Annotated in this window: 12 protein-coding genes and 1 pseudogene; all 13 read right to left on the minus strand. The window is 58.7% G+C overall.

Annotated elements, in window-relative coordinates:
- Positions 1-62 precede the first annotated feature (62 nt).
- Positions 63-1,153: pseudogene (gene murG / locus IRT44_RS18585) on the minus strand (undecaprenyldiphospho-muramoylpentapeptide beta-N-acetylglucosaminyltransferase).
- Between the two features lie 16 nt (positions 1,154-1,169).
- Positions 1,170-2,258, minus strand: coding sequence for a stage V sporulation protein E (gene spoVE, locus IRT44_RS18590; RefSeq protein ID WP_171564379.1), 1,089 nt, complete (start codon positions 2,256-2,258; stop codon positions 1,170-1,172).
- 67 nt (positions 2,259-2,325) lie between these two features.
- Positions 2,326-3,690, minus strand: a complete 1,365-nt coding sequence (murD, locus tag IRT44_RS18595) for a UDP-N-acetylmuramoyl-L-alanine--D-glutamate ligase (protein ID WP_171564380.1) — start codon at positions 3,688-3,690, stop codon at positions 2,326-2,328.
- Positions 3,687-4,658: a phospho-N-acetylmuramoyl-pentapeptide-transferase gene (gene mraY, locus IRT44_RS18600; protein WP_171564381.1), complete on the minus strand. Its 972-nt coding sequence runs from the start codon at positions 4,656-4,658 to the stop codon at positions 3,687-3,689. Before mraY ends, murD begins: the two co-directional genes overlap by 4 nt.
- 43 nt (positions 4,659-4,701) lie before the next feature.
- Complete coding sequence (locus tag IRT44_RS18605; RefSeq protein ID WP_171564382.1) at positions 4,702-6,180, minus strand: UDP-N-acetylmuramoyl-L-alanyl-D-glutamate--2,6-diaminopimelate ligase; 1,479 nt, start codon at positions 6,178-6,180, stop codon at positions 4,702-4,704.
- Positions 6,181-6,299: 119 nt separating this feature from the next.
- Positions 6,300-8,225, minus strand: a complete 1,926-nt coding sequence (locus tag IRT44_RS18610; protein WP_230077169.1) for a stage V sporulation protein D — start codon at positions 8,223-8,225, stop codon at positions 6,300-6,302.
- A gap of 67 nt (positions 8,226-8,292) precedes the next feature.
- Positions 8,293-10,659 carry a penicillin-binding protein gene (locus tag IRT44_RS18615; protein WP_230077170.1) on the minus strand — a complete coding sequence of 789 codons (2,367 nt, stop codon included), beginning with the start codon at positions 10,657-10,659 and terminating at the stop codon, positions 8,293-8,295.
- A 139-nt stretch (positions 10,660-10,798) separates the two neighbouring features.
- Positions 10,799-11,278 carry a cell division protein FtsL gene (ftsL, locus tag IRT44_RS18620; RefSeq protein ID WP_230077171.1) on the minus strand — a complete coding sequence of 160 codons (480 nt, stop codon included), beginning with the start codon at positions 11,276-11,278 and terminating at the stop codon, positions 10,799-10,801.
- Positions 11,279-11,315: 37 nt separating this feature from the next.
- Complete coding sequence (gene rsmH, locus IRT44_RS18625; RefSeq protein WP_230077172.1) at positions 11,316-12,251, minus strand: 16S rRNA (cytosine(1402)-N(4))-methyltransferase RsmH; 936 nt, start codon at positions 12,249-12,251, stop codon at positions 11,316-11,318.
- Between the two features lie 86 nt (positions 12,252-12,337).
- Positions 12,338-12,769, minus strand: coding sequence for a division/cell wall cluster transcriptional repressor MraZ (gene mraZ, locus IRT44_RS18630; RefSeq protein WP_171564387.1), 432 nt, complete (start codon positions 12,767-12,769; stop codon positions 12,338-12,340).
- 150 nt (positions 12,770-12,919) lie between these two features.
- Positions 12,920-14,179 (minus strand): adenosylhomocysteinase, encoded by a 1,260-nt coding sequence (locus tag IRT44_RS18635; RefSeq protein WP_171564388.1) that lies wholly within the window; start codon positions 14,177-14,179, stop codon positions 12,920-12,922.
- A gap of 252 nt (positions 14,180-14,431) precedes the next feature.
- The gene (gene bshC / locus IRT44_RS18640; RefSeq protein WP_230077173.1) at positions 14,432-16,054 is read right to left on the minus strand and encodes a bacillithiol biosynthesis cysteine-adding enzyme BshC; all 1,623 of its coding nucleotides are present in this window, start codon (positions 16,052-16,054) and stop codon (positions 14,432-14,434) included.
- Positions 16,055-16,167: 113 nt separating this feature from the next.
- Positions 16,168-16,725, minus strand: a complete 558-nt coding sequence (locus tag IRT44_RS18645) for a helix-turn-helix domain-containing protein (RefSeq protein WP_171564510.1) — start codon at positions 16,723-16,725, stop codon at positions 16,168-16,170.
- Positions 16,726-16,752 lie beyond the last annotated feature (27 nt).

Below are 16,752 nucleotides of genomic sequence, written 5' to 3' on the forward strand. Positions count from 1 at the left end.
GCTTCATCCTATGCGATCGCCCATAACGGCGTGACAATCGCCCAGACGTCCGTTTTTTGCCTCTAAAGGCTTTTCATCAACCGATAGATTTCCGTTGCCGCCTGCGGCATCCCCAACTTGAGCGAGGCCTCCCGCATGGACGCCCAGCGCTTCCGGTCGCTCAACAGTCTGGTTAGCGACTGACGCAGCCGCTCGCCGGTCAGCTCCCGCTCCAGGATGACTTCAGCCGCTCCCTCCTTCTCCAGTCCGCGTGCGTTTTTCTCCTGATGGTTGTTGGTCACGTACGGGGACGGGATGAGAATGGCGGGGATGCCCAAGGCAGTGATTTCCGCCAACGTGGATGCGCCTGCCCGGCTGACCAGCACATGCGTAGCCGCCAGAACATCCGGCATATTGTGGACGAACGGCAGGAGGGAAATGTTGCGCGGCAGGTCTCCCTTTTCCCGCAGAGCGGCGGTAATTGCCTCGTAGTGAACTTCGCCGGTCACGTAGACAAAGTGGGTATCTTCAAATTGTTCCAACTCCGGCACGATGGACAGCACCGCTTCGTTGATCGCTTTCGCCCCGCGGCTGCCGCCAAACATGAGGACGATACGCTTGTCCCCGCCGATGCCCAAAAACGAACGGCCCGCCCGCTCGTCTCCGTGCATCACTTCCGTCGCCCGGGGATTGCCGGTCAGCACGCTTTTTGACCGGGGAAAAACGACAGGGACTCGGGAAACGACACCGCCACCTTGTCGACGAACCGGGTAAGAAATTTGTTGGTCAGGCCGGGCACCACGTTTTGCTCGTGGATGATGGTGGGAATCCCCAGCCGGGCCGCCGCGTAGACCACCGGGCCGCAGACGTACCCTCCCGTGCCGATGACCACGTCCGGCCGAAAACGCTGCAGCATCTGTTTCGACGCGGAGACGGCGCGGAAAAACTTCCACAGGGTCTTGACGTTGTCCAGGGTGAGCTTCCGCTTCAAGCCGACAATTTCCACCGATTCAAACGGAATCCCGGCCCGCGGCACAATCTGGGCCTCCAGGCCGTGCTTGCTGCCGATATACAAAAAGGCCGCCTGCGGTTCCTGGCGGGACACTTCTTTCGCCACCGCAAGCGCCGGGTATATATGTCCACCTGTGCCTCCACCTGTGAGGACGACACGCATACGATCACCTTCTATTCTATCTGGAAAAACGCGAAATGTTTAACAGCACACCGACCCCGGTCAGCATCAGCGTCAGCGACGAGCCGCCGTAGCTTAAAAACGGCAGGGTGATTCCGGTAACCGGAAACATGCCGGTCACCACACCGACGTTGATGACCACCTGGATCGCAATCATTCCGATGATGCCCAGCGCCAGCAGACTGCCGAACAGATCCGGCGCTGTAATCGCCGTGCGCATGCCCCGCCACAACAGCAACAGGAACAGCAGGAGCACCAGTGATCCGCCGACAAAGCCAAGCTCCTCGGCAATCACCGAGAAAATAAAGTCGTTGTAGGGCTCCGGCAGGTAGAAGTGCTTCTGCCGGCTCTGCCCCAGCCCCAGGCCAAACAGCCCGCCGGGACCGATGGCGTACAGGGACTGGATGATCTGGTACCCGGTGTTCAGCGGGTCCTGCCATGGGTCGAGGAACGAGGTGATCCGCTTGATCCGGTACGGTGCGGACAGAATCAGTCCGACAAACCCGGCCAGGCCAAGCACGCCCAAGCCGATGAAGTGGCTGATCTTTGCCCCGGCGGCGAAAATCATCACCAGCGCGGTACCCATCAGCACGGTACCCGTCCCCAGATCAGGCTGCAGCATGATCAGGGCGAAACATACGGTCGGGATCGCCAGAGCGGGCACCAGCCCTTTGCGAAACTGCACGATCAGCTTTTGATTGTCGGAGAGCCAGCGGGCCAAAAAGGCGACGACTCCCAGCTTGGCGAATTCACCCGGCTGAATCCCGAACGCGCCGATGCCCAGCCAGCTCTTGGAGCCGTTCACCTCGATGCCGATGACCAGCACCAGGATCAAGAGGCCGATGCTGGCGTAAAACGCGACTTTGGCCCACCGCTTCCAGATCCAGTAGTCCATGTTCATCGTCAGGTACATGGAGGTGATCCCCAGCAGGGCAAAAATCAACTGCCGCTTGGCAAAGAAAAACGGGTCGTTGAACTTCTGCGCCACGATCGCGCTGGCGCTGTACACCATCACGATGCCTATTCCCAATAAAAAAAGTGTTGCAAAAATAATTACGAAGTCGGGAGCGGAGCGGGACTTGCTCATTGTGACAGGTCATCCTTTCTCGCGCCGTCCTTCGCTGATGCAGCACTCCTGCTGTACGGGACGGACGTTATGCTAGGCTTGTTTTAAGTCTATGCACAGCGTCCTTAAACATGCTCCCCCGCACTTCGAACGACGGGAACATGTCCCAGCTTGCGCACGCCGGACTGAGCAGCACCACGTCGCCCGGCGCAGCCTCGCCGCTGGCGGCAAGGACGGCTTTTTCCACAGTATCGACATGGATGAGCCTGCTAATTCCTGCTTCTTTTGCCCGCTCCAGCAAAATCGGGGCAGTCTGCCCGAGCGCGACCACCGCTTTTACCCGCGGCCCGATGACAGGCACCAGCTCGCGAAAATCCACGCCCCGATCCAGTCCGCCGCAAATCCAGACGATCGGTTCGTCCAGCGCCTGCAGCGCCCGCGAAGCCGCTTCCGGGTTGGTCGCCTTGGAGTCGTTGTAGTATTTGACACCGTCAATCGTCGCCACGTACTCCATGCGGTGCTCCACGCCCGGAAAGGTGGAGAGCACCTTGGCGATGGACTGCTTGTCCGCGCCTGCCAGCCTGGTCACCAGCGCGGCTGCCAGGGCGTTGTCCAGATGGGCGACGGACAGATCGGCCACAGCCATGAGCACATCCCGCTCCCCCTGCGGCCCGACGAAGACGATGTCACCGCCGTCCACATAGACGCCCTGCGGCACCGACTGCCACTTGCTGAAGTAGTAGGTGGCCGCCTTCAGTTCCCCGCATTTGGCCAGCACGTCCGGCTGGTCGTACGGCAGGATGGCGATGTCGTCAGCCGTCTGGTTGGCAAACAGCTTCAGCTTGGCTGCCAAATACTCGTCCATTGTGTGATGGTAGTCGAGATGGGCCGGATACAGGTTGAGCAGCACGCCGATTTGCGGCCTGAACGCCTGCGTCCCCAGCAGTTGAAAGCTGCTCAATTCCGCCACCAGGCGCTGGTCGGGCCGGGCCGTTTCCGCAAGCGAACACAGCACCGTGCCGATATTGCCTCCTACCAGGGCATCCATGCCCGCTTCCTTGAGGATCAGACCGACCAGCGTGGTCGTGGTCGTTTTGCCGTTGGAGCCGGTGATGCCGATGATCGGCGCCTGCGAGATGAGGTAGGCCAGCTCCACCTCCGTCACCACCGGGATGCCGAGCGCCAGCGCTTTGGCCACCGGCGCCGCTTCGTAAGGGATGCCCGGGTTTTTCACCACCAGGGTCACGCCTTCATGGATCAGGTAATCGGGGTGATGCCCGCAGATGACCGGAATGCCGAGCGCTTCCAGTTCGTCGGCGCCAGCCGTTTCCTCGCGCGGCTTCTTGTCGTTGACGACAACATGCGCACCAAAGCGGTGCAGCAGTTTTGCCACTGCCACACCGCTTTTTGCCATGCCCAACACGACTACGTGCTGATTGTGATAACGTTTCATCGCATTGCCACCACCTCTAGGTACACGCCCAATCCGGCAAAGATGATGCCCACCAGCCAGAAGGTGACGACAACGCGCCACTCCGACCATCCGGTCAGTTCAAAGTGATGGTGAAGCGGACTCATCCGGAAAATGCGCTTCCCTCTCGTTTTAAAGGAGACAACCTGCAGAATGACGGAGAGCGTCTCGACGACAAACACGCCGCCGATGACGGCCAACAGCAGCTCTGTCTTGGTCATGATCGCGATTCCCGCCAGGGCACCGCCGAGTGCCAGCGACCCGGTGTCCCCCATAAAGACGCGGGCGGGATGCGCGTTGAAGACGAGAAAGCCGAGCACAGCCCCGACGACGGCTGCGCTGAAGATGGCCGTGTCATAGTCCTGGCTGATCCAGGCGATGATGGCGTACGCCCCGAAGGCGATCGCGCCCGTCCCGGCGAGCAGGCCGTCCAAACCGTCGGTGATGTTGACGGCATTGGTCGTGCCTACCAGGAGAAACAGCAGAAACGGGAAGTACAAGAGGCCGAGCTCCAGCTTCCACGGTGTCCCCGGCAGGTGCAGCGTCGTATCGTGTCCCATTTGCACTAATAGGTAATACGCGCCGACGGCCAGAAGGAGTTGGCCGGTAAATTTCTGCTTGGCCGTCAGGCCGAGATTCCGCTTCCGGATGATTTTGATGTAGTCATCCAAAAATCCGATCAATCCGTAGCCAAGTGTCACCAGCATCAAAAACAGGATTTCTGCATTGATGTTGGCAAACTTCAGCACGGTAAAAATAAGTGCCATCAGGATGATTGTCCCACCCATGGTGGGAGTTCCTGCCTTTTTTTGGTGAGATTGCGGCCCTTCCTCCCGGATCGCCTGCCCGAATTTCAGGCGGCGCAGCACGGGGATGAACAGGGGACCGATTAGTACGGCAATGAGAAACGCGGCGACGATCGTGACGAGTAGTACATTGTCAGCGAACATGCCCGACCCTCCTTTCTCTGATGCTATTCACGGACGCGTGCCTCTATTCGTTCCGCCGTTCGGCGATGGCCTCCCGGGCCACTTCACGGTCGTCAAACGGCAGCACCTGTCCCTTGATGATTTGATAGGTTTCGTGTCCCTTTCCGGCGATCAGGATGACGTCATCCTGCTTGGCCTGCGCCACGGCGTAGCGGATCGCTTCCCTTCTGTCCACGATGGAGACGTATCGCTCCGCAGCCACTTCCGTGAGGCCCGCCAACATGTCGTCAATGATCGCCTGCGGATCCTCGGAGCGAGGGTTATCAGACGTTAAGACGGTCAGGTCAGCGTATTTTGTTGCAATCCGCGCCATAATTGGGCGCTTTGTCCTGTCTCGGTCTCCGCCGCAGCCGACCACACAGAAAATCCGTCCCTTGGCAAACTCCTTGACGGTCGCCAGCGCGTTTTCCAGGCTGTCCGGCGTATGCGAGTAGTCAACCAGCACGGCAAACGGCTGGCCCGCGTCGACCGGTTCAAACCGGCCGTTTACGCCCGGCACGGCTTCCAGGCTCGCCTTGATCTCATCAAGCGGCACACCTTCGGCCAGCGCGACGGCAATGGCGGCCAACGCGTTGTAGACGTTGAATTTGCCCATCAGCTTCAGATTGAGCCGGATGGAACCGGCGAAGGTGTGGGCAGTAAACGACGTGCCGCGGCTGGTGATCTCAATCTCGGCGGCCCGCACGTCGGCCGGATTGTCGATGCCGTACGTGATCACCCGGGCGGGCGTGACTTTGGCGTACAGGTTCGACGCCTCGTCGTCGGCATTGAGCACGGCCGTTTTCAACCTGTCGGGATCGTAGCTGTTTCCCAGTTGGGAGAACAGGAGCGACTTGGCGTCACGGTAATTCTCCATCGTCTCGTGGTAATCCAGATGATCCTGCGTCAGGTTGGTAAAGACTGCGGTATGTACATCGCAGCCGCGTACGCGCCCCTGCTCCAGAGCGTGGGAAGACACCTCGATGATCGCGTATTCCGTGTCGACGTCGCGCATCCGGCGAAACGCGTGCTGCAGTTCCAGCGCGTCCGGCGTGGTGTTTTTCACCTCTTCGGTGACATCGCCGATCCGCATGTGAATGGTGCCAATCAGCCCCGTGCGCTTGTTCTGGTCGCGCAAAATCTTGTCAATCAGATGGGTGGTGGTCGTCTTGCCGTTGGTTCCGGTCACCCCGATCAGCTTCAATTCCCGCGTAGGCGACCCGTAAAAACGGTCAGCCAGCATTGCCATTGCCCGGCGGGTATCCGGCACCCGGACAACGGTCGCTGGCACGTCCACATCCTGCTCCGCAAGCACGGCGACGGCTCCGTTTTCCACCGCCTGTGCCGCGAAGGCATGACCATCCACGGTGAAGCCTGTCAGACAGACAAACAAGCAGCCGGGCTGAACTTTGCGTGAGTCTGCCGTCAATCCTGTAATCTCCAAGCTGTCATCTCCCGTTACCTGCACCGGCAACAGAGGAGCAAGCAGATCTCGTAACAGCATAAAACAGGCACCCCATTCTCTCCCTATTATAGACAAATGCGTTGCGATTTCTACAAAACGCGGCGGGTGAGGCTTTCGATCAAGCCTCCCCACCCCGCTTCCGAAATCTCATTGTATAGCTAATCGGCTGATTTGTCACCCAGATGGATACGAATTTTTGATCCTTCCTCGATTTTGACTCCCGGGGCAGGCGACTGGCTGATGACGTGAGTGCCCTTGCCGGAGACGACCAACGGCAGCGTGTCGTACGTAGTGACTATTTCCCGCATCGAAAGCCCCACCATGTTGGGCACTTCCACGTAACGCGTCTGGCCGAGGGCGGGATTGTACTCCCGCGGGATGCCGTCCTTTCGTTTCGGCACGCCCATGTACTGCAGGGACGATTCGATGATGTTTTTGACGCTCGGCGCGGCGATCAGCCCCCCGAAGGCCAGCGCCTTGGGGTTGTCGACGGCGAAGTAGACCAGTATCTGCGGGTCGTCTGCCGGCGCGAAACCGATAAAGGAGACGATGTACTCCCCGTTTACGTACCTGCCGTTTTTTACCTTCTGGGCCGTACCGGTCTTGCCGCCGACGCGGTAGCCCTCGATGTACGCCTTGTTCCCCGTTCCGCGCGCCACGACACTCTCCAGTGCGTAGCGAACCTTGGCGGACGTCTCCGGCGTAATCACCTGACGCACTTCGGTGGGAAGCGCCCTGCCCACCACGTCATGGGTTACGCTGTCACGCCACTCTTTGGCTACATACGGCTTCATCAGCTTTCCGCCGTTGATCGCCGCAGCCACGGCGGCCATCTGCTGGATCGGCGTGACCGACACCCCCTGGCCGAACGACGTGGTGCCCAATTCCACCGGTCCCACCCGGTCCAAGTTGAACAATAGGCCGTTTTCCTCACCAATCAGATCAATGCCTGTCTTTTGTCCAAAGCCAAACTTTTTGATGTAGTCAAACAGCCGCTCCTTTTGCAGCCGCTGCCCCATCGTCACAAACCCCGGGTTGCAGGAGTTTTCCACCACTTCCAGCATCGTTTCCTGGCCGTGTCCCTGCCGTTTCCAGCAGCGCAGCCGCTTGCCGGCGACGAGGATGTAACCCGGATCGTAAAACCCTTCGTCCAGGCTGACCACGCCTTCGTTCAGCGCAGCGGCCAGGGTCACGATCTTAAACGTCGAACCGGGCTCGTACGTCTTCCAGATTGGCAGGTTGCGGTTGTACACCTCTTCGGGGTAGTCCCGGTAGCGGTCAGGCTGAAAGGTGGGGCGACTGCCCATGCCGAGAATCTCGCCCGTCTTCGGGTTCATGGCTATCGCCAGCACGTCGTCAGGCTGATACGCCACCATCGCCTGATCCAGTTCCCGCTCGATAAACGACTGAATCGTGCTGTCGATGGTCAGGTACATGTCCATCCCGTCGATTGGTGCGACATATTGCTCTCCTCCGCCGGGCATCGACTTTCCCCGCGCGTCGGCCAGGTACGAAACGTAACCGGGCTGCCCTTTGAGATAGTCGTCGTACAAGCGTTCCAGACCGGTCAGCCCCTGGTTGTCGATCCCGGTAAAACCGAGCAGATGGGCGGCCATCGTACCATGCGGATAGAATCGCTGGGTGTCTTCCACCACCTCGATGCCGGGCAGGTTCAGCTCCTGAATCTGCTTGGCTTTCTCCGCAGAGATTTTCCGTCCGCCCGGCACGCGGTTAATCATCGCTCGTTTGGTAATGCCCTGGTAGACCGTTTCTTCGTCCTGCTCCAGTATGACCGCCAGCTTCCGCGCCGTCTCACGCGCATCTTCCAGCTGCACCGGAATCGCCATGACCGAGGGAACGCTGATGTTGGTGACCAGTTCGTTGCCGTTGCGGTCGAGAATGCGCCCTCGCTTGGCTTCGAACGGAATGTTGCGGTTCCACAACTTCAACGCCTTGTCCTGCAGCCAGTGCCCCTGCACCAGTTGAACGTATCCGAGACGGGTGATCAGTGCGGTGTACAGGACGATGCCGATCACCAAGGCGACAAAAATGCGGCGCCGCACAGTTACATTGGATACCCGCAAAGCGAGTCCCCCCTCACGGAGTAGGTTGTCTCTTTCCTACCCTATTCGCGGGGGGACGGGTTAGAACTTACGGTGTTGACGGCGGCTGATTCGCCGATCCTGCTGTGCCCGCTTCCGCGGAACCCTGCGCTGTTGTCTCGGATCCCGATGTAGCGCCGGGAGGGGCGCCTCCTGTCGTCGGATTGGTCTCGTCAGACGCCTGCGGCAGCTTGGACGCAGGCTGAAGCGTTACCTGCAGCTTTTCGCCTCCATTGAGCACGGTGCCCGGCTTGATGCTTTGCTGGGTGACAAAACCGGTCCCGACCTGCGCAACCTGGATGTTCAACAGCGAGGCGAATTCCATTACGTCACGCAGCGACCTGCCGGTAAAGTCCGGCATTTTCGCCCCTTTGACCCGATCCGTCACGAGGATCACGCGGGTGCCGGAGGGCACTGTCTCATTCGCGGCCGGAATCTGGCTGACGATCTTTGTGCCGGTTCCGACCACGTTCACGTTCAACTGCTCCTGCTGGGCCCGAAGTTGCGCGGTCGTCGTGGACATGCCGACCAGCTTGGGCACCGTCACTTCCTTGTCGGTCATAACCGGCTTCTGGGATGTGGCTGTGTTTGCCTTGTACGACGCCTGCTGCACCTGCTGCATGTCGGGTTTTAGCTGCAGGTACTGCAGGCTGCGCCCCATGACGGACGTAAAGATCGGCGCCACTACCTTTCTGCCCCATGTCTGATACGACTCGCCCACCTGCGGGTCATCCACCACCACGTAGACGAGCAGACGCGGATTGTCCTTGGGCGCAAAACCGATGAAAGAGACGATGTAGTGGCCCTTCATGACTTCACCGTTTTCCGGGTTGTACTTCTGCGCCGTCCCGGTCTTGCCGGCAACGTGATAGCCGTCGATCCTGTACGCTTTCCCCGTACCTTCTTCGTCTGTGACCACCGTCTCCAGTATGTCACGCACCTGCTTGGCGGTCGATTCCTTGACCACCCGGCGAACCACTTCCCGCTCGTTGCGCTTGACCACCTCACTGGTATTGGGATCGCGCATTTCCTTGACGATGTGCGGTTTCAAAAGCTCGCCGCCGTTGGCAATCGCTCCTACCGCCATCACCTGCTGGATCGCCGTCACGGTCACCCCTTGGCCAAACGTGGTAACGGCGATATCGCGTGGCGAACGCGGATTATCCAGGTTGTTCAGGTTGCCGGCCTTTTCGTAGGGCAGCTCGATGCCGGTAAGCTGGCCCATCCCGAAGTCCTTGAAGTACTTTTTCAGCCGGTCCTGCTTCAGCCGGTCGTACCCCAGGATGACGAAGGCGACGTTGCTGGAGCGCTGCACGCCTTTGAGAAAGGTGATCCTGCCCCAGCCGACCCCGTTGTTGTGGTCGCGAATCGCCGGACCGGGAATTTTCGTGTATGTACCCGACTGGTAGGTCTCATTCGGGTTGAACAACCCCTCTTCGATGGAGGCCGCCAACGTGATGATCTTGAACGTGGAGCCCGGTTCAAACATGCTCGTGACCGCGTGGTTGGTGTAGTTGGAAATCCCCTTGTAGTACTCGTTGGGGTTGAACTGGGACCGGTTGCCCATGGCCAGGATTTCGCCCGTGTTGGGATCGCTTACGACCACAGTCATGGCCTTGGGCTTGAATTCCTGCTCCGCCTGTTCCAGCGCCTGCTCCACATAGCCCTGGATCGTCCGGTCGATCGTCAGGTAGACGTTGAGACCGTCCTTGGCCGGTTTGTACTTGCGCTCCCCGTCCGGGAGCTGATACCCCAGCCTGTCCGTCAGAATCTGCATCTCACCTTTTTCGCCGCGCAGCTCCTTGTCCAACTGCAGTTCGATCCCCATGCGCGGCGTGCCCTCGTAGTCCACATAGCCGAGGACGTGGGTGGCAAAGCTGCCGTTGGGGTAATAGCGGCGGGTTGTTTCGATCAGCGTGATGCCGGGAAGCTGGTTATCCTCCACCTTCTGCCCGTTTGGCAGCGTCGGATGCTGCAGCTCGAGAATGCGGTTGCGCTGTTCTTCCGTAATCTTGTTGCCCCAGCGTCCCAATTCCACCACTTTGGCGGTAGGATTCGTCAGGTATTTATACAGTTTGTCCACCGGCGCGTTCAAAATGGGTGCCAGTTTGGTGGCCGTGTAGTATGGGTCTTTGACGTAATCCTGGTCCTTGTCGTCCATGGGCTTCAGCCTGGCGTTTACCGTGTACGCCTTGGCTTCGAAGGCCAGCTTCTCGCCGTTGCGGTCGAGAATCTCTCCCCGCTTGGGCTGCAGCGTTTTTTCCATGTCGTCCCATTGGATTTTGGCGTAGTCCATGAGCTTTGCCGCTTCTACGGTCTGAAGCCACCAGAGTCGCACCGTCAGGCCGGAAAACAGCACGATGGTGCAAAGCGCCAGAATCAGGATCCGCCAGTTGACGCGTCGTTTCGTGTCCATGCCCTCTTCCCTCCAACTCGACGGATGATGACCGCCCCCGTGCAGAGACGGCAAAAAAGAAAAGCTTCTCCGATCCCTGTCGGTGAAGCTGATGTCAGCATGTTGAACCTGTGATTACGGCAATATCCGCAAGTTCCCGTCAGGAATTCGTTTTCGACTGAGCGGGCTGTTTCGTCTTGGCATTGTTGTCATTTTGATTTTGCTTGGGAGTTTTCGCCGGATTCGTCTGCGCCGATCCCTGTGACGCGGATTTCCCCTTGGGTTGACCGATGAAGTGTACCGCTTCCGGATTGTAAACCATCCCCATGTTTTGCGCTTCTCTGAGAATCCGGTCGCTGTTGCTCAACTGCTCGACTTGCAGCAGCAGCGAGGCGTTTTGCTCCTTCGTCTCCTTGATCTCTTTTTTCAGGCGCTGGATTTCGTAGTTGTACTGTGAAATTTGCGAGTAACGGACGCCGACCAGACCCACTCCCGTCACGATCAGCGAGATCAACAGCAGGTACAGCAGCTTTTCCTTGGTTGGAATGGACGGTTTGATGCGAATGGTGCGCTTGGTTTTGGTCACGGTGTGCGACTTTTCCAGTTCCACCGCAAGATTTCCCCGGTAGTAGTAGCTCAACTCGGTCTCCCTCCTTTGCGTGCAGGCTCGCGGGGCCTTACAGTTTTTCCGCCACCCGCAGCTTGGCCGAACGGGCGCGCGGGTTGGCCGTCAATTCCGCTTCCGAAGGCAAAATCGGCTTTCTCGTGATGATTTTGACAGACGCCTGGTTCCCGCACGTGCAGACGGGAAACGACGGCGGACAAGTGCAGCCTTTGGCAAAATCCTGAAATACCTGCTTGCAGATCCGGTCCTCCAGCGAATGAAACGTGATGACGCTCACTCTACCCTGGGGACGGAGCAGATCGATCGCGTCCACGACCGCCTCGCGGAATGCATCCAGCTCGTCGTTGACTGCGATCCGAATGGCCTGAAACGTGCGTTTCGCCGGGTGCGGGCCGCTCCGGCGGGCCGCCGCCGGAATCGCTTCCTTGATCAGCTCCACCAGCTCCCCGGTCGTCCGCACAGGTGCATGCCGGCGCCGCTGTACGATTTGACGGGCAATCCGCCGAGAAAACTTTTCCTCACCATACTCCCAGATGATCCGGGCCAGCTCTTCCTCATCCCACTCGTTTACGATGTCGTAGGCGGTCAACGGTGCATCCTGATCCATCCGCATGTCCAGCGGCGCATCGGCGTTGTAGCTGAAGCCGCGCTCCCCCTCGTCCAACTGTGGGGAGGAGACTCCCAGGTCAAACAGCACGCCGTCCACACCGTCCAGACCGAGATCGCTTGCAATGTCACGGATTCGGCGAAAATTGCTCTTGACCAGCGTCACCTTATTCATGTAGGGAGCCAGCCGTTCGCGGGCGTTGTCCAGCGCCCAGTCGTCCTGGTCAATGGCGATCAGGCGTCCGCCTGCGCCCAACCGGGACGCGATCAAGCTGCTGTGCCCCGCGCCGCCCAGCGTACAGTCCACATAGACGCCATCCGGCCGGATATTCAGCCCGTCTACGGCTTCTTCCCTGAGTACGGTCACATGATGAAACGACAAAGGTTGTCACTCCCGATTCAAACGCGTAAGAAAAGGGTTGTCTGCCTTTTCAAACCGGATATTTTGCGCTGCCTGGACTCATGCAGTTACAAGTTGAAATCCACCAGCTTTTCGGCAATGTCCCCAAACGAACCCTCCGACTGAGCGAAGTACTCTTCCCAGCGCTCTTTGCTCCAGATCTCCACGCGGTTGGAGACGCCGATGCAGACGCACTCCTTTTGGATGTCAGCGTACTGGCGCAAAGTGGGCGGTATGTTTACCCTGCCCTGCTTGTCCCATTCGCATTCGGTCGCGCCGGAAAAGAAGAACCGCGTGAAGGCGCGGGCGTCAGCCTTGGTAAAGGGGAGCGTCTTCAGCCGCTCCTCCAGCACTTTCCACTCTTCCATCGGGTAGACAAACAAACATTGATCGAGGCCGCGGGTTATAACAAAGGACGAGCCGAGCCCTTCGCGGAATTTGGCAGGGATGGTCAGTCGGCCTTTTTCATCGATGCTGTGCTGATATTCACCCATGAACACGGCCGTTTCCCCCACTTTCCTTCCACTAGACTCCACTTCCCCCCACTTTTCCCCACTCGCTGCCTAGTTGTTATTATAAAAAAAAATCCTGCTTTTGTAAGCAGGATTTTTTCGCTGATTTTCTCGCCGGACTTGGACGGGTTTCGCCGCTTATTCGACCCAGCTGTCCAGATACGCTTTTTGTTCGTCGGTCAATTTGTCGATGCCGATGCCCAGCGCCTCCAGCTTGTAGCGCGCCACCATTTCGTCCAGCTCGTACGGCACGTTCAGCACGCGCTTGCCGATCGACTGGTAGTGTTTGTTGACGTATTCCAGAGAGACTGCCTGGAGGGCAAACGTCATGTCCATGATTTCCGCCGGGTGGCCGTCGCCCGCCGCCAGGTTGACGAGGCGGCCTTCCGCCAGAAGGTACAGTTTTCGACCGTCCGCCATGACAAATTCCTCGATGTCCTTGCGAACCGTGCGCTTCGATTTCGACAGTGCTTCCAGCTCCACCTTGTTCACTTCGACATCAAAGTGGCCGGCATTGGAGAGGATCGCTCCGTCTTTCATCACTTCAAAGTGCTCTTTGCGGATCACGTCGCGGTTGCCGGTAACGGTGACGAAGTAGTCGCCGTGTTTGGCCGCTTCGCTCATCGGCATCACTTCAAAGCCGTCCATGTACGCTTCGACCGCCTTGATCGCGTCCACTTCGGTCACGATCACTTTCGCCCCGAGGCCTTTGGCGCGCATCGCCACGCCTTTGCCGCACCAGCCGTAGCCGACCACGACCACGGTTTTTCCGGCGACGACCAGGTTCGTCGTGCGGTTGATGCCGTCCCAGACGGACTGCCCGGTGCCGTAGCGGTTGTCAAACAGGTATTTGCAGAACGCGTCGTTGACCGCCACCATCGGGAACTCCAGCTTGCCCTCTTTTTCCAGCGCTTTCAGGCGCAGAATCCCGGTGGTCGTCTCTTCCGCGCCGCCGCGAATCTGGCCGAGCAGATCGCGACGTTCGCTGTGCAGGATGGACACCAGGTCGCCGCCATCGTCAATGATCAGGTCCGGACGGGTCTCCAGCGTTTTGATCAGGTGCTCCTTGTACTCCGCCGGATCCGGATTGTACTTGGCAAATACGCGGATGCCGTCTTCCACCAGGGCCGCGCAGACGTCGTCCTGCGTGGAGAGCGGGTTGGAACCGGTAATCGTCACTTCGGCGCCGCCTGCTTGAATCACTTTTGCCAGGTATGCCGTTTTTGCTTCCAGGTGCAGGGAAATCGCCACTTTCAGGCCGGCAAACGGTTTTTCCCGTTCAAAGCGCTCCCGGATCCGGTTCAACACGGGCATATGTTCTTTCACCCAGTCGATCTTCAAGTGACCGTTGGGTGCCAATGACATGTCTTTTACAATGCTTTCCGAAACCATGTTCATGGGTTTGACGAACCTCCTTCTTCTCTGCAACACCATCATTATCTTATCATACGCATTCGCAGGCTTCATCCTTTTTTCCTGTTCAAACCAAAAATGGTCTTGCGCGGACAGGAGCGGACGCTCGTGGTTCAGCGTGGCTCAGTCAACACTGACAAAGAAGCCTGGAAACATGTGTCTCGTTCGCTGCAATCGATTGGCCATCAGTCAGAAGCACTGCTGCGGGTGCTTGTATCTTAGAGGAAATTGTATGATTTACAGATAGATGACGTGATGCCTGCCGTCGTGGGCAAGCGGCGCTTCGATCAGACGGTCGACCAGATCGAGTCCGTGCTTGTTGGCAAAGGAAACATACGACAGCTTCCGCTCCTGCCATGCTCCCTCGGGAGCAAGCGCAGCCTCCAGCCGCTGCACCCGCACCCGGCCCACATCTTCCCGCTGGTCCAGCAAGCGGAGCAGCCGCTTCTCCAAAAAGTCCACCTGGGCCATCAGCATGCCCACATTTTTTTCGGCCAATTTACGCATGCCCGGTTCCAGGCGGATGACCTCGTCCACGAGCGGACGGTAGATGTCGAGCAAACCTTCCCGCACCTCCGTGAAGCGCCCGGCCAGGGGGTGCGGTGCCCGCCGCGCCTCCCATTCGGCTTTCCACCCGGCAAAATCCCTTAACATCTGCTCAATGGTAATGCCGCACTCGCGCATCAGCCGCTCCATCGCCCCTTCGACCAGGGTGACCGACAGGCGGGGCAGCACGATCGGCAGGCGAAGCCCAAAGAGTTCAAACACTTCTTTTAAATACGCCCAGTACGCCACTTCACCCGGTCCGGCCACAAAGGCCAGCGTGGGGAACAGATACTCCTGCATCAGCGGGCGAGTCACTACATTGGCGCTGAAGCGCTCCGGTTCCATCTCCGCCAGCCGCAGCAACTCCTCACGAGTGTAGCTGCGACGCCGCGTCACGAACCGTTCGCCGTGGCGCTCCAGGAGCAAACGGTCTTGGTCCTCGTAGAGAAACAGGTTGGCTTGATGCGCCTTCACCTGAAGCTGCTGCGGGTATCCGGCGGCTTCGATCCGTTCGGCGGCATCCATCAGCAGGCCGGCCAGCTGTTCGTTTTGTTCGAGGATCGCGCGGAACATCGGCTGTTCCAGTTTGCGCACAAACGGCAGGCTGGACTCCACCAGCACCAGACCGTGCTTGCCGAACAGGCGGGCCATCAGGCGGGCAAACCAGTCCGCCAACGTCTTGGAGGAAGCCAGCGTTTCTTCCAACAGATCCCGAATCACGGCCGTATACTCCGTTTCCGTCTGGTCGGCAAAAAAATCGGCCAGAAAGCGGCGGCACTCATCCGGGTCGAAGGGCAGCATGCTGGCCGACGGGCGCCCTTTGCGCGGCAGCGCCAGCCGTCCTTTGCGCAGAGCCGTTCCCCCTTCCGCCAGCCAGTAGAGGTGGTCGATTTCGTCAATATCGTGATCTTCACCGGCAATCCAAAACACCGGAACGACTTCCGTCTGGAGTTCCTTTGACAGCCGTTTTGCTGCCTGTACCAGGTGGACAGCCTTGTAGATCGTATACAGCGGTCCTGTCAGCACTCCGGCCTGCTGGCCGCCAACGACGACCAGCGTCTGCGTACATCGCAGCCGTTCAATCTGCGCCAGCGCCTCCGGATGATTGCCGATCTGACTGTTGTAGGCATACAATCCGTCCGCCAGTTCATTCCGGTGCGGGATGGGCCGTTCTGTGAGCCACGCGATCCGCTCCCGGTACGAATCGGAACGGTAGGGATGGTACGCAAAGAATTGCAGCGCATCGGCTTTTCCCTGCTGGTACGCATTGGACAGCGGGTTCGCCAAAGGAAGCGCAACGCATTCAATTTTCATTAATGCTCACCTTTCTTACGCCATGTCACTGCAAATTATACCATGCCCCCTTTCCGTAAAAAAACAAGACAACCCGCTGAATGGGTTGTCTAAGTGCAGTCAAATGTGCTGTCTTAAAATTGCGACGGTGTCATCGACCAAATCAGCACGGCCTCGCCGTCGCCAGTATTTTCAATGGTGTGGGGTTTGGAACAGTCAAACGAAATGCTGTCACCCGCTTCCAGTTCATGCTCCTCGTCATGAAAACGCGCCGTCACGCGTCCCTGGATGACGACAAAACACTCTTCGCCCTCTGCCTGCACAAACCGGTCTGCCGCCATCTGTCCCGGCTGCAGCCTGACTTCCAGCATGCCCAATTTGCCGCTGCCGCCGGTGGAAAGCAGACTGTACGTGCCGGTCGATTCAGGGAAGATCATCTGTCTGCGCTTCTCTTTGCGGGTGACGTGTACCTGCTTCTGGTCGATGTCCTCGAAAAAGTGAATGATCGACGATTCAAGCGCTTTCGTAATTTTCCACAGCGAATCCAGCGAGGGCTGGGAAATGCCGCGCTCCACCTGGCTGAGCAAGCCCTTGCTCAGTCCTGTCTTGTTGGCCATGACTTCGAGCGTGAAGCCGCGTTCTTTCCGAATCGTTCGAATCTTGTGTCCGATCGACTCGATGGGAAGCCGCATCATTGTCCTACCTTCTTTCTTTTCAGG

This window comes from Brevibacillus sedimenti (assembly GCF_020923495.1).
GTDB classification, from domain to species: domain Bacteria; phylum Bacillota; class Bacilli; order Brevibacillales; family Brevibacillaceae; genus Brevibacillus; species Brevibacillus aydinogluensis.

Bases quoted from the DNA above. Each gene is read 5' to 3' on its own strand.
- IRT44_RS18615 (WP_230077170.1), bottom strand. From the start codon at position 10,659: ATGGACACGAAACGACGCGTCAACTGGCGGATCCTGATTCTGGCGCTT.
- murD (WP_171564380.1), bottom strand. From the start codon at position 3,690: ATGAAACGTTATCACAATCAGCACGTAGTCGTGTTGGGCATGGCAAAA.
- bshC (WP_230077173.1), bottom strand. From the start codon at position 16,054: ATGAAAATTGAATGCGTTGCGCTTCCTTTGGCGAACCCGCTGTCCAAT.
- IRT44_RS18635 (WP_171564388.1), bottom strand. From the start codon at position 14,179: ATGAACATGGTTTCGGAAAGCATTGTAAAAGACATGTCATTGGCACCC.
- mraY (WP_171564381.1), bottom strand. From the start codon at position 4,658: ATGTTCGCTGACAATGTACTACTCGTCACGATCGTCGCCGCGTTTCTC.
- IRT44_RS18645 (WP_171564510.1), bottom strand. From the start codon at position 16,725: ATGCGGCTTCCCATCGAGTCGATCGGACACAAGATTCGAACGATTCGG.
- spoVE (WP_171564379.1), bottom strand. From the start codon at position 2,258: ATGAGCAAGTCCCGCTCCGCTCCCGACTTCGTAATTATTTTTGCAACA.
- IRT44_RS18605 (WP_171564382.1), bottom strand. From the start codon at position 6,180: ATGCTGTTACGAGATCTGCTTGCTCCTCTGTTGCCGGTGCAGGTAACG.